11 protein-coding genes are annotated in these 13,578 nt (G+C 69.4%); 3 read left to right on the top strand and 8 right to left on the bottom strand.

Annotation, left to right across the window (positions count from 1 at the left end; all coding sequences use genetic code 11):
- Positions 1-2 precede the first annotated feature (2 nt).
- Positions 3-329, bottom strand: a complete 327-nt coding sequence (fdxA, locus tag ACVJ1F_RS05485; protein ID WP_043595461.1) for a ferredoxin — start codon at positions 327-329, stop codon at positions 3-5.
- Positions 326-1,672: a PIG-L family deacetylase gene (locus tag ACVJ1F_RS05480; RefSeq protein WP_056048695.1), complete on the bottom strand. Its 1,347-nt coding sequence runs from the start codon at positions 1,670-1,672 to the stop codon at positions 326-328. Before ACVJ1F_RS05480 ends, fdxA begins: the two co-directional genes overlap by 4 nt.
- Before the next feature lie 175 nt (positions 1,673-1,847).
- Between ACVJ1F_RS05480 and efeU the strand changes: the two genes are divergently transcribed.
- Genes efeU through efeB form a run of 3 tightly spaced genes read left to right on the top strand, consistent with a single transcriptional unit; the run spans position 1,848 to position 5,226 of the window.
- A complete protein-coding gene (efeU, locus tag ACVJ1F_RS05475; RefSeq protein ID WP_456885117.1) occupies positions 1,848-2,747 on the top strand; it encodes an iron uptake transporter permease EfeU in 900 nt (299 codons plus the stop codon).
- Positions 2,744-3,940, top strand: a complete 1,197-nt coding sequence (gene efeO, locus ACVJ1F_RS05470) for an iron uptake system protein EfeO (protein WP_456885115.1) — start codon at positions 2,744-2,746, stop codon at positions 3,938-3,940. Before efeU ends, efeO begins: the two co-directional genes overlap by 4 nt.
- On the top strand, positions 3,937-5,226 hold the full coding sequence (gene efeB, locus ACVJ1F_RS05465) for an iron uptake transporter deferrochelatase/peroxidase subunit (RefSeq protein WP_456885252.1): 1,290 nt from the start codon (positions 3,937-3,939) through the stop codon (positions 5,224-5,226). Before efeO ends, efeB begins: the two co-directional genes overlap by 4 nt.
- A gap of 73 nt (positions 5,227-5,299) precedes the next feature.
- Here efeB and ACVJ1F_RS05460 read toward each other — a convergent pair whose 3' ends face one another.
- The 6 genes from ACVJ1F_RS05460 to ACVJ1F_RS05435 all read right to left on the bottom strand — a co-directional run bounded on the left by ACVJ1F_RS05460 (position 5,300) and on the right by ACVJ1F_RS05435 (position 13,392).
- A complete protein-coding gene (locus ACVJ1F_RS05460) occupies positions 5,300-5,815 on the bottom strand; it encodes a hypothetical protein (protein ID WP_456885114.1) in 516 nt (171 codons plus the stop codon).
- Between the two features lie 121 nt (positions 5,816-5,936).
- A complete protein-coding gene (typA, locus tag ACVJ1F_RS05455; RefSeq protein ID WP_043595466.1) occupies positions 5,937-7,847 on the bottom strand; it encodes a translational GTPase TypA in 1,911 nt (636 codons plus the stop codon).
- A 146-nt stretch (positions 7,848-7,993) separates the two neighbouring features.
- The gene (locus tag ACVJ1F_RS05450; RefSeq protein WP_456885112.1) at positions 7,994-9,751 is read right to left on the bottom strand and encodes a dipeptide ABC transporter ATP-binding protein; all 1,758 of its coding nucleotides are present in this window, start codon (positions 9,749-9,751) and stop codon (positions 7,994-7,996) included.
- On the bottom strand, positions 9,748-10,701 hold the full coding sequence (locus ACVJ1F_RS05445) for an ABC transporter permease (RefSeq protein WP_159827126.1): 954 nt from the start codon (positions 10,699-10,701) through the stop codon (positions 9,748-9,750). The genes ACVJ1F_RS05450 and ACVJ1F_RS05445 overlap by 4 nt, the downstream gene beginning before the upstream one ends.
- Complete coding sequence (locus ACVJ1F_RS05440) at positions 10,691-11,620, bottom strand: ABC transporter permease (protein ID WP_043595472.1); 930 nt, start codon at positions 11,618-11,620, stop codon at positions 10,691-10,693. Before ACVJ1F_RS05440 ends, ACVJ1F_RS05445 begins: the two co-directional genes overlap by 11 nt.
- 149 nt (positions 11,621-11,769) lie before the next feature.
- Positions 11,770-13,392: a peptide ABC transporter substrate-binding protein gene (locus tag ACVJ1F_RS05435; RefSeq protein WP_056048711.1), complete on the bottom strand. Its 1,623-nt coding sequence runs from the start codon at positions 13,390-13,392 to the stop codon at positions 11,770-11,772.
- Positions 13,393-13,578 lie beyond the last annotated feature (186 nt).

The following is a 13,578-nucleotide window of genomic DNA, read 5'->3' as shown; positions in this document are numbered from 1 at the left end:
TCCTAGGCGCCGGCGCCCTGAGGGGGCAACGCCGAGATCACGGGGTGGTCCTTGGCGATGACGCCGACCTTGGCCGCGCCGCCGGGGGAACCGATCTCGTCGAAGAACTCGACGTTGGCCTTGTAGTACTCGGCCCACTTGTCGGGCAGGTCGTCTTCGTAGTAGATGGCCTCGACCGGGCAGACGGGCTCGCACGCACCGCAGTCGACGCATTCGTCGGGGTGGATGTAGAGCGAGCGTTCGCCCTCGTAGATGCAGTCGACGGGGCACTCGTCGATGCAGGCACGGTCTTTGACATCGACACAGGGAAGTGCGATCACGTACGTCACGTCTGGGGGGTTCCCTTCGCGTCGGGCAGGGCGTCCAGCTTATCGTCTGCCGGCTGTGCCTCGACCGAGGAGGCGCGGGCCGCGTCGCGGGGCGGCGTCGCTCCCCCGGCGGCCGGGCCCCGCAATCGCGGCCACCCCAGCACCACGAGGCAGATCAGGAACACTCCGCCGAGCCAGACCAGGGCGGGCGTGTTGTCGGGCACGAGGATCGACCCCCCGGGACTCGCCTGCCACAGGACGACGAGCGCCCCGATGAGACCGACGGCGGCAGCCCCGGCCATCGCCCGCGAGCCGAAGACCGAGCGGAGACCGGCGAGGAGCGTGAGGCTCATGAGCAACGCGAGCACGAGCCCGGACCAGAACGGCGAGCCGGCGACGGTGATCGTCGACTGGTGCATGACGGTGCCGATGGTGCCGAACACGGCCCCGGCGGCGAGCGCCAGGACGAGCGCGACGACGCGTCCGCCCGTCGTCATCCGGGCCATCTCGGAATCGCCCTCGTCCACCGTCGGCTCGGGCACGAAGCGGAACGACTCGCGGACCGTCACGGGCTCGACGGCGCCGTGCGGGAACCGGATGCCGGCCTGGCCACCCGGGAGGTCGACGACCTCGACCTGACTGCGGTGGTCGCGGAGTGCGGCGAGCTTGCGAGGAGCCACGTGACGCGTGTCGGTCGTCAGCACGGTGTCGTCGGTGGCGAGGGCCTCGGCCTCCGCCCCCACGGCCGACTCGGCACCGGCCACGATCGCGAAGAACGGCACGCCGACGAGGCGGGCGGCACGCACGGCGACCCGGTTGGCCCGGACGTGGTCGGGGTGGTGGTACCCGCCGTCCTCGTCGTAGCTGATGATCGCGGTCGGGCGCACGGACTGGACGACGGCCGACAGGTCGCTCACGACCTCGCCGAACTCGGCGGCGCAGAACGCCGCGGGGTGCAGGTCGGGCGTCGGCCCGGCCACGCCGTCCGACCGCCAGACCATGCCGCTGTCGCGATAGACCCGTTCGGGGAGCCCCGGCGTGCGGGCACCGGCCGAACCGAGGAACCGGTGGTCGTCGACGCCGAGGTCTCGCATGGCGGCGGCGATCTCGCCCTCGCGGTGGACGGCGAGGGCGGCCTGGTCGGCCCGGAGGGCGGCGAGGTCGTCGGGGATCACCTCGCCCAGTTCGCCCCGGGTGCAGGTCACGACGGTGACCGCGGCACCGGCCTCGACCATCGCGGCGATGGTGCCACCCGTGGTGATGGTCTCGTCGTCGGGGTGGGCGTGGACGAAGAGCACGCGCTCGAGCCGAGGGTCGCCGGCGGTCGAGGGCGACGCGGGCGTCGGCGAGGCGGAGGAGTTCATCACTGGACAGGATATGCCGCGCCGCACTACTGTCGGTCTGGCTCAGGGTGCCCTTAGTGAGGTTAGCCTAACCATACCAGCCCGTTCGGTCCCTCTGCGGTCCGACCGGTCGACCGCGTCCCTGATCCTCATCCTGCTCGACGACGAGCTCCACTCCCCCGAGAAAGCCGTCCCCGTGCTCGCCAACTACCTCATCGGACTCCGAGAGGGCCTCGAGGCCGCTCTCGTGGTCGGCATCCTCATCGCCTACGTGGTCAAGGTCGCCCGACGCGACGTCCTCCCCCGCCTCTGGCTGGGCGTGGGCGCCGCGGTCGTCCTCTCGCTCGGCCTCGGCGCCGTGCTCACCTTCGGCACCTACGGGCTGACCTTCCGAGCCCAGGAGATCATCGGCGGCGGTCTCTCGATCGTGGCCGTGGGCTTCGTGACCTGGATGGTCTTCTGGATGGCCCGCACCGCGCGCGGCCTGCGCGGCGAACTCGAGTCGGGCCTCGAGCGAGCCCTCGGGGGCGGCGCCTGGGCGGTCGTCGCGCTGGCCTTCCTCTCGGTCGGTCGCGAGGGCATCGAGACCGCTCTCTTCGTCTGGGCCACCGTGCAGTCGACCGGCGGCGGCGCGACGCCGCTGGTGGGTGCGCTCCTCGGCATCGTCACGGCGGTCGCCGTCCAGGTGGCGATCTACCGTGGCGTGGTCCGCCTCGACGTCGCCCGGTTCTTCCGGGTGACCGGCTACTTCCTCGTCGTCGTCGCGGCGGGCGTCCTCGCCTACGGGGTGGGCGACCTGCAGGAGGCGTCCGTGCTGCCGGGCCGCGCCTCCCTGGCCTTCGACGTGAGCGCTGCCGTTCCGCCGACCAGCTGGTACGGCACCCTGCTCCAGGGGCTCGTGAACTTCACCCCGACGCCGAGCTGGCTGCAGGTCGTCGTCTGGCTCGCCTACCTCGCCGTCGTCGTCCCCCTCTTCGTGCGGGCGACCCGCCGACGTCGACCCGGTACCACGACCCCGTCCGGCTCGTCCGCGACCCTCGGCACGTCCGTCCCCTCGACCACCCCGTCACCCCGCACCGCAGGAGCATCACGATGATCGCCAGCCCCCTCCGCCCCCTCGCCGTCGCCTCGGGCGTCGCCGCCCTCGCGCTGGCCCTGACCGGCTGCGTCGCGAACGCTCCCGCCGGCTCCTCCGCGGCCACCGCCGTGACCGTCGACGGCTCCGACGACACGTGTTCGCTCTCGACCACCTCGGTCCCGAGCGGCCCCGTCACGTTCACCATGACGAACACCGGCAGCGACAACAGCGAGTTCGAACTGCTCGCCGACGACGGTCTCCGCATCATCAGTGAGAAGGAGAACATCGGCCCCGGCACGACGGGCTCGATGACGGTCTCGGTGCCGGCCGGCGACTACTACACCGCCTGCGTCCCGGGACTCGTCGGAGAAGGCGTCCGCGCCTCCTTCACGGTGACCGACTCGGGCACGGCCGTCGAGGCGACGGGCAGCGAGAAGCAGCAGATCGACGCCGCGGCGACGGCGTACGTGGGCTACGTGAAGGACCAGACCGGGCAGCTCGTCACGGCGACCGACGAGTTCCTCGCCGCGTACACCGCCGGCGACGACGAGAAGGCCCGGTCGCTCTACCCGTCGGCGCGGGCGCACTACGAGCGCATCGAGCCGGTGGCCGAGTCGTTCGGCGACCTCGACCCGAAGATCGACTTCCGCGAGGCCGACGTCGAAGCCGGCACCGAGTGGACCGGATGGCACCGCATCGAGAAGGACCTCTGGCAGCCCGCGGCGTCCGAGAACGGAGGCGCGGCGTACGTCCCCCTGACGGCCGACGAACGTGCCCACTACGCCGGCCTGCTGACGAGCGACGCGAAGGACCTCTACGACGAGGTCACCGCGGACGACTTCACGGTCGGGATCGACGCGATCGCCAACGGCGCGGTCGGCCTGATGGACGAGGTGGCCACCGGCAAGATCACCGGCGAGGAAGAGATCTGGTCGCACACCGACCTCTACGACTTCCAGGGAAACCTCGAGGGCGCCCGGGTGGCGTTCGACGGCGTGCGCGACATCGTCGACCAGAAGGACCCCGAGCTGGCGACCTCCATCGACGCCCGGCTGACGAAGGTCGAGACGCTGCTCGCGGGATACGGCAGCCTCGACACGGGGTACCCGTCGTACACCGACCTGACCGACGCCGACAAGAAGAAGCTGTCGGATGCCGTCAGCGCCCTCAGCGAGCCGCTCAGCGAGCTGACCTCCGCGCTGGTCGCCTGACGGTGACGGAGGGAGGCGGCCTCTCGCGCCGCGGTCTGCTGGGGCTCGTCGGGACGGGCGTCGGAGCCGGCGTCCTCGGCCTCGGGGTCGGAATCGGCACGGACCGAGCCGTGCAGGCCCACGCCGACGGGTCCTCCGGGGCCTCGCCGTCGTACCCGTTCTTCGGTCGGCACCAGTCGGGCATCGTCACCGCCGCGCAGGACCGCCTGCACTTCGCCTCGTTCGACGTCGCCGACGGGGTCTCCCGCGCCGAACTCGTCGAGCTGCTGAAGGACTGGAGCTACGCCGCGTCGAGGCTGACGGCCGGCCTCGACGTCAGCCCGACGGGCGCCACGGGCGGCAGCCCCCTGGCACCTCCGGACGACACGGGCGAGGCCACGGGTCTGCCCGCGGCCGGGCTGACCGTGACGATCGGGTTCGGTCCGTCGCTGTTCACCACGAGCGACGGCACCGACCGTTTCGGGCTCGCCTCGAAGCGGCCTCCAGCCCTCGTCGACCTGCCCCACTTCTCGGGCGACCAGCTCGTGGCGGCCGCGAGCGGCGGCGACCTGTGCGTACAGGCCTGCAGCGACGACCCGCAGGTCGCGGTGCACGCGATTCGCAACCTCTCGCGGATCGCCTTCGGCCGCGCCTCCCTGCGGTGGTCGCAGCTGGGATTCGGTCGGACCTCGTCGACGACCCGTGGCCAGACGACGCCCCGCAACCTCTTCGGCTTCAAGGACGGCACGGCCAACGTCAAGGCCGAGGACGTCACCGCGGTGGAGGACGGCGTCTGGGCGACCGCGTCCGACGGCGCCGGGTGGATGAGCGGCGGCTCGTACCTCGTCGCGCGCAAGATCCGCATGACGATCGAGACGTGGGACCACGCCTCGCTGGCCGAGCAGCAGACGGTCGTGGGTCGGGACAAGGGCGAGGGGGCTCCGCTCTCGGGCGGCACCGAGTTCACGGCCCCCGACTTCGCCGTCGCCGGCCCGACCGGTGACGGGCCGGCCATCGCACCCGACTCGCACGTCGCCCTGGCGCACCCCCAGAACAACGACGGGGCCACGCTGCTGCGCCGCGGCTACAACTTCGTCGACGGCAACGACGAACTCGGCCGCCTCAACGCCGGGCTGTTCTTCATCGCCTTCAACCGGGACCCGCGGCGGCAGTACGTGCCCATCCAGCAGGCGCTGTCGCGGAACGACCGGATGAACGAGTACGTGAAGCACGTCGGATCGGGCATCTTCGCCGTTCCACCGGGGGCGTCCCAGGACGGCTGGGTGGGCGAGACCCTCTTCGCCTGACGCGACCGTCGGGCCCCGGGACTCGCCGAGACCCGCGGGACCCGCGCAGTCCGTCGGGATGCGCCGCGGTCGCTCAGACGGACGTGACGACGTAGGTGGCGATCGCCTTGCCCTCGCTGTCGGTCGAGACGGTGAGCACGACGCGGTAGGCGGTACCCGTGAACGTGCCGAAGCCGCTCTCCGCGTCGGTGTCGACCCCGGAGGCCGTGAACCCGGCGGCCTCGAGCTGCTGCTGGGCGACGGTGAACTGGTCGGCACCCGAGACGGCGATCTGGGCGACCCAGCCGGTGCCGTCGGGACCGGCTCCCCCACCGCGGGTCGTCCCGGGGACGAGCGGGACCTCGGTCGGGAAACTCGCGGGCAGGGTGCCGTCGGTCGTGATGCCGGCACCGTTCAGCGCCTCCCCGGCGGCGTCCTCGACGGCCTTCTGCGCGGTGCCCTTGAGGCTCTCGATGCCGCTGTCGACCGCGCCACCCACGATGTTGTCGACGGGCGAGCCCGCGCCGCAGGCCGTGAGGCCGGTCACGAGGCCGGCCGCCAGCGCGAGCGTGGCGGCGGAGCGGGCAAGGGGCGTCTTCTGGATCAGCACCTCGCGAGGCTAACCGCGGTCGCTGAGGGCGGGCGTGGAACGTGCCGACGATGCACGAAGGAGGCGGCCCGCAGTGGTGCGGACCGCCTCCTCGATGGGTGGTGCTGTGGAGCGGTGCTGCTTACGCGTTCTGCTTCTTCAGGCGAGCGGTGCTGCGCTGGCGGGCGCTCGCGTCGAGCTCGACCTTGCGGATGCGGATCGCGTCGGGGGTGACCTCGACGCACTCGTCGTCACCGGCGAACTCGAGGGCCTCTTCGAGCGAGAGCACCTTGGAGGGCGTCATCGACTCGAAGTTGTCGGCCGTCGACTGACGCATGTTGGTCAGCTTCTTCTCTTTGGTGATGTTGACGTCCATGTCGTCGGCGCGCGAGTTCTCGCCCACGACCATGCCCTCGTAGACCTCTTCGGTCGGCTGCACGAAGAACGACATGCGCTCCTGCAGGTTGATGATCGCGAAGGGGGTGACGACGCCGGAGCGGTCGGCGATGATCGAGCCGTTGGTGCGGGTCGAGATCTCGCCGGCCCAGGGGCCGTAGCCGTGGCTGATGCCGTTGGCGATGCCGGTGCCGCGCGTGTCGGTGAGGAACTGCGTGCGGAAGCCGATCAGGCCGCGCGAGGGGACGATGAACTCCATGCGGACCCAGCCCGAGCCGTGGTTCGCCATGTTCTCCATGCGGCCCTTGCGGGCGGCCATGAGCTGCGTCACGGCGCCGAGGTACTCGTCGGGCACGTCGATGGTCATGTGCTCGAACGGCTCCTGGAGCTTGCCGTTCTCGTCACGACGCGTGACGACCTGCGGCTTGCCGACGGTGAGCTCGAAGCCCTCACGGCGCATCTGCTCGACGAGGATGGCCAGTGCGAGCTCGCCGCGACCCTGGACCTCCCACGCGTCGGGACGACCGACGTCGAGGACCTTGAGCGAGACGTTGCCGACCAGTTCGCGGTCGAGGCGGTCCTTCACCATGCGGGCGGTCAGCTTGTGGCCCTTGACCTTGCCGATGATCGGCGAGGTGTTCGTGCCGATGGTCATCGAGATGGCCGGGTCGTCGACCGTGATGGTCGGCAGCGGGCGCACGTCGTCGGGGTCGGACAGCGTCTCGCCGATGGTGATGGTGTCGAAGCCGGCGACGGCGACGATGTCGCCGGGGCCCGCGCTCTCGGCGGGGTAGCGGCTGAGGGCCTTCGTGATCAGCAGCTCGGTGATGCGTGCGTTCTGGACGGAACCGTCGGACTTGACCCAGGCGACCGTCTGGCCCTTCTGCAGGGTGCCGTGGAAGACGCGGAGGAGCGCGAGACGACCGAGGAACGGCGAGGCGTCGAGGTTGGTGACGTGCGCCTGAAGGGGGTGCTCGTCGTCGTAGCGCGGTGCCGGCACGTGCGTGAGGATCGCCTCGAAGAGGGGCTCGAGGTCGGGGTTGTCGGGGAGCGAGCCGTCGTCGGGCTTGTTCGTCGACGCGGCGCCGTTGCGACCCGAGGCGTAGACCACGGGGACGTTGAGGATGGCGTCGAGGTCGAGGTCGTCGACCTCTTCGCTCAGGTCGCTGGCGAGACCGAGGAGGAGGTCCTGGCTCTCGGCGACGACCTCGTCGATGCGCGCATCGGGGCGGTCGGTCTTGTTGACCAGCAGGATGACGGGCAGCTTGGCCGCGAGGGCCTTGCGCAGCACGAAGCGCGTCTGGGGCAGAGGGCCCTCGGACGCGTCGACGAGCAGCACGACGCCGTCGACCATCGACAGGCCGCGCTCGACCTCACCGCCGAAGTCGGCGTGGCCGGGGGTGTCGATGACGTTGATGGTGATGGGGCCGTCGGTCGCGTGGGCACCGTTGTAGAGCACCGAGGTGTTCTTCGCGAGGATCGTGATGCCCTTCTCGCGCTCGAGCTCGTTGCCGTCCATCATGCGGTCTTCGGTGTCGAAGTGCGCGTCGAACGAGTTGGTCTGCTTGAGCATGGCGTCGACGAGGGTCGTCTTGCCGTGGTCGACGTGGGCCACGATCGCCACGTTGCGCAGGTCGCTGCGGATGGCAGTCGCCATGGATGTATTCCTTACGAGAAGAGAGAGGGGGAAGTGGTCGGGTCGGAGCCCGGCGAGAACAGTCTACGGCACGTGGTAAAGGGGCCCCTCCGCCGTGCTCTCGGCACGGCGGAGGGGCCCCTTCGACACCAGGAGGCGCGGGTCGACTACCGGCCGAACTCGAAGTTCGCGCCGGGGATCGCCTCGAGCAGTTCGCGGGTGTACTGCTGCGCCGGGTTCGCGAAGATGTCGTCCGTGGTGCCGGCCTCGACGACGCGACCCTTCTGCATGACGCTGACGTTGTCCGCGATGAGGCGGACGACGGCGAGGTCGTGCGTGATGAAGAGGTAGGTCAGCCCGAGTTCGGTCTGCAGGTCGGTGAGCAGGTCGAGGATCTGCCCCTGGACGAGGACGTCCAGTGCCGAGACCGCCTCGTCGAGGACGATGACGTCGGGCTTGAGGGCGAGCGCCCGAGCGACGGCGATGCGCTGGCGCTGACCACCGGAGAGCTCGTTCGGGTACCGGTTGACCGTCGACGCGGGCAGGGACACCTGGTCGAGCAACTCGCGGACGCGGGCTTGACGGCTGGCCCGGTCGCCGATGCCGTGCGTGACGAGCGGTTCGGCGATGGTGTTGCCCACGCTGTACATCGGGTCGAGAGAGCCGTAGGGGTCCTGGAAGACCGGCTGGACGCGACGACGGAAGTCGAAGAGCTCGCGGCCCTTCAGCGCCCCGACGCTCTGGCCGCCGACCGCGACGGTGCCCGAGGTGATCGACTCGAGCTGGAGCACGAGCTTGGCCACGGTCGACTTGCCCGAACCGGACTCGCCCACGAGCGCCATCGTCGTGCCCCGCGGGATCGAGAAGGACACGTCGTCGACGGCCCGGAGGTCGGTCGTCTTGAAGCCGCCCTGGCGGATCTTGTAGACCTTGGACAGGTTCGTCACCGAGATGTACTCGGAGTCCTTCTTGCCGGCCTCCTCGCGCTGACGGGCGCGAGCGATGAGCTCGGCGTCGTCGGCGCCTTCGTCGGAGATCGCGAGCCCGTGGGAGTGCGTGGGTGCGATGCTCGACTGGATGCGCTGGCTGGCCAGCGAAGGAGCGGCGGCGACGAGTCGCTGCGTGTAGGGGTGCTGAGGATTGGCGAGGATCTCTTTGGACGGCCCCGACTCGACGACGCGACCCTTGTACATGACGACGAGCTTCTCGGCCCGTTCGGCGGCGAGGCCGAGGTCGTGCGTGATGAAGAGCACCGAGGTGCCGTAGTCGCGGGTCAGGGTCTCGAGGTGGTCGAGGATGCGGCGCTGGACGGTCACGTCGAGGGCCGAGGTGGGCTCGTCGGCGATCAGGAGCTTGGGCCGCGACGACAGGCCGATGCCGATCAGAACACGCTGGCGCATGCCGCCCGAGAACTGGTGGGGGAACTGCTTGAGGCGGTCGCCCGCGTCGTTGAGCCCGGCCTCCTTCAGGACGTCGATGGCTCGCTGGCGCACGGCCTGCTTGCCGGTCGCGACGCCGTTCGCCCGGATGGCCTCCTCGACCTGGAAGCCGATGCTCCAGACGGGGTTGAGGTTCGACATGGGGTCCTGCGGCACGTAGCCGATGTCGCGACCACGGATGGCCTGCATCTCGGACGCGCTGACCTTCGTGAGGTCCTTGCCCTCGAAGAGGATCTGGCCGCCGGTGACCTCTCCCGTTCCGGGCAGCAGGTCGATGATCGACGTGGCGGTCGTCGACTTGCCCGAGCCGGACTCGCCCACGATCGCGAGGCTCTCGCCCTGGCGGATCGTCAGGTCGACCCCGCGCACGGCGTCGACGTACCCGGCCTGCGTCTTGAAGCCGATCTTCAGGCCCTTGATCTCGAGCAGGGGCGTCGAGGACGACGCGGTGCCCGCCGTCTCGGGTCGGGTTGAGGTGTCGGTCATCGACGTGCCCTCGCCTTCGGGTCGAGGGCGTCGCGCACGACGTCGCCCATGAGGAGGAACGACAGCACCGTCACGGACAACGCCGCGGCGGGCCAGAAGAGGGGCATCGGCGCGACGCGGAGCGAGTTGCGTGCGGCGTTGATGTCGTTGCCCCAGGACATGGTGCTCGGCGGCAGCCCGATGCCGAGGAACGACAGCGTCGCCTCGGCCACGATGAACGTGCCGAGTGAGACGGTCGCCACGACGATGACCGGGGTGATGGCGTTCGGCACGACGTGTCGGACCAGGATGCGGAAGCGGGACACGCCGAGCGCCGCGGAGGCCGTGACGTAGTCGGCGGCCCGGGCGCTGAGGACCGAGCCACGCATGACGCGCGCGATCTGGGGCCAGGCGAACACCGACAGCACGAGGGCCACGGTGAGGGGCGTCCTGGTCGGCAGGATGGACATCAACACGATGGCACCGAGGACGGTGGGGATCGCGAAGAAGATGTCGCCCAGGCGCGAGACGATCGCGTCGAGCCATCCGCCGTAGAACCCGGCGAGCGACCCGATGACGATGCCGACGATCGTGACGATGATCGTCGCCAGCAGTCCGACGGTCAACGAGGCACGGGTGCCCCAGACGATGCGGGCGAACACGTCGGTTCCCTGGAAGGTGAAACCGAGCAGGTGCCCGGCCGACGGGCCCTCGTTGCTGCGGGGCAGGTCGGCGGCCGTCGGCGAGACGCTGGTGAACAGCCCGGGGAAGAGCGCCACCGTGATGACGACGACGATGAGGAACGCCGCGATCCAGAACGTCGGGCGACGCTTCATGGCGTCCCACGCGTCGTTCCAGCTGCTGCGGGGTTTCTCGGACTCGTCGATCGCGTCGACGGCCTTGACGGGCGTCTCGTCGAGATCGGCGACGAAGTGGTCGGCGGACAACGCCGACGAGTCGTTACTTGGCATAGCGGATCCTCGGGTCGAGAAGGGCGTACAGCAGGTCGACGAGGAGGTTGGCGATCATGAAGATGATCACCATCACGGCGACGAACGAGACGACGGTGGGGCCCTCGCCGAGCGTGATCGCCCGGTAGACGGTTCCGCCGACGCCCTGGATGTTGAAGATTCCCTCGGTGACGATGGCACCGACCATCAGCGAACCGATGTCGACGCCGAGGTAGGTGACCACGGGGACGAGCGAGTTGCGCAGGATGTGCACCGTGACGACGCGGCCACGGGTGAGGCCCTTCGCCGACGCGGTACGCACGAAGTCCGCGCTCGAGTTCTCGGACACGGAGGCGCGGGTCAGGCGGACGATGTAAGCGAACGACACCGAGGCGAGCACGATGGCCGGCAGGACGAGTTCGTCCCAGGGCGCCTGCGAGCTGACCGTCGTGCGGAACAGGCCGAGCTGGATGCCGAAGACGTACTGCAGCAGGAAGCCGATGACGAACGTCGGCACCGAGATGAGCAGCAGGCTGACGACGAGGGCGCTCGTGTCGAAGAGCTTGCCCTTGCGGAGCCCGGCGATCAGGCCCACGACGATGCCGGCGACGGCCTCGAAGAGCAGGGCGAGCATCGCGAGCCGGAACGTGATCGGGAACGCGCGGATCAGCTCGTCGACCACGGGGCGCCCGGAGAAGGTCGTGCCGAGGTCGCCGGTGAACAGGCCGCCGATGTACAGCAGGTACTGCACGATGAACGGTTGGTCGAGGTTGTACTCGGCGCGGATGGCCTCGATGACGGCCGGCGACGGGGTCTTGTCGCCGAACAGCGCCGCCACGGGGTCACCGGGCAGCGCGAAGACCATGAAGTAGATGAGGAACGTCGCCCCGAAGAAGACGGGGATCAGTTGGAGGAGCCGGCGTCCGGTGTACCAGAGCATCAGGCTTCCTCGGACGTCTGCGCGTGCATCGTTATCGCAATCGTGTGGAGGGAGAGGTGGGTGGGCCCGCCGAAGGGGTCCGAACAGTGCGAACACTGCCCGGACCCCGTCGAGCGTCGGTCGAGCGCGTGAGCGACGACCTTACTTGGTTACTTGGTGATGTTCTCGTAGATCGGCACGGAGTCCCAGCCGTACTCGACGTTGCTCACCGTGTCGGCCCAGACGCCGTTGACGTTCGCGTACCACAGCGGGATGATCGGCAGGTCCTTGAGCAGGACCTCCTGGGCCTTCTGGTACGAGGCGTTCGCGTCGTCCACGTCGCTCGCGGCGCTGCCCTCGGCGAGCAGGTCGTCGAACTCGGGGTTCGAGTACTTGCCGTCGTTCGAGCTGCCGTCGGTGGCCATCGTCGGGTACAGGAAGTTGTAGAGCGACGGGTAGTCGGCCTGCCAACCCGAACGGAAGGCGCCGGTCATGGCACCACCCGAGGCGTCGGTGCGGAACTCGGCGAAGGTCGGGTACGGCTTGCCCTCGGCCTTGATGCCCAGCGTCTTCGAGATGTTCGCGGTGACCGCGTCCACCCACTCCTGGTGTCCACCGTCGGAGTTGTAGCCGATGGTGAACGTGGTGTCGCCGTAGGGCGAGATCGCGTCGGCCTGGTCCCAGAGGTCCTTGGCTTTGTCGGCGTCGAACGAGAGGACGCTCTCACCCTCGAGCTCGTCGGTGTAACCGGGGATGACGGGCGAGGTGAAGTCCTTGGCCGGCGTCCGCGTGCCCTGGAAGATGACCTTCGTGACGTCGTCGCGGTTGATGGACATCGAGATGGCCTGACGACGCAGGTCGCCCTCTTCGTCGTCACCGAAGTGAGCGAGGTACTGCGGGATCGTCATGCCCTGGAAGACCGCGGCGGGCTGGTTGACGTTCGTGTCGGGGAAGTCGCTCTGGTACGTCTGGAACGCCGCCGGGCCGATCTGGTCGAGCACGTCGAGGTTGCCACCCTGCACGTCGGCGTAGGCCGAGTCGAGCGAGGTGTAGAAGTTGATGTCGAGCCCGCCGTTCTTCGGCTTGCGGTTGCCGTCGTAGTCGGGGTTCGTCTTGAGCTTGATGCCCTGGTTGTGCGTCCAGGCGCCTTCACCGTCGAGCATGTACGGGCCGTTGCCGACCGGGTTCTCGCCGAACGCGGCGGGGTCGGCGTAGAACGACTCGGGCAGCGGCGAGTAGGCCGAGTAGCCGAGGCGCAGCGGGAAGTCGGCCTCGGGGGTGTTGAGCGTCACCGTGAACTCGGTCGGGCTCTCGACGGTGAGGTCGAGGTCGCTCTGCTCGGTGTCGCTGTAGCCCTTGAAGTTCTCGAAGAACGAGCTGCCGGACGAGTTCGCGACGTTGTCGAAGCTCGCCGCCCAGTTCCAGGCCTTCGTGAACGACTCGCTCGTGACGTCGGTGCCGTCGGTGAACTTCCAGCCGTCCTTGAGCGTGACGGTCCACACGGTGGCGTCGTCGCTCTCGATGCTGTCGGCCACCTCGTTCTTGGTGGTGCCGTCGGCGTTGTAGCTGACGAGACCGGCGAAGATCGAGGTGACGATGCGGCCACCACCGGTCTCGGTGGTGTTCGACGGGACGAGCGGGTTCTCGGGCTCGGTGCCGTTCGTCTTGATGATCGCGGTAGCGTCACCGGACGACGTGTCGTCGTCCCCGCTGCCGCTGGCGCAACCGGTGAGGACGAGTGCTGCCGTCCCCACGACGGCGACGGCCGACAGGCCCATGCGCGTCTTCTTCAATGTTCCTCCTGATGCGGGAAAGGACGCAGCACTGTGCCCAGGGGCCGTGCCGCGTTGGATGGTGTGAGCCTAGGCACCCCGTTCGGGCATCACCAAACCCCGGCGTCAACGGTTACACGACGGAAACCAACTCGCCGAATCGTTGCGTCGGCACCCGGTTCGTTGCGCGTGGGGCTTGAAGTTCGC

This window comes from Frigoribacterium sp. 2355 (assembly GCF_054060695.1).
The sequence above is the reverse complement of the archived record's forward strand: the minus strand, read 5'-3'. Positions and strand labels throughout refer to the sequence as shown.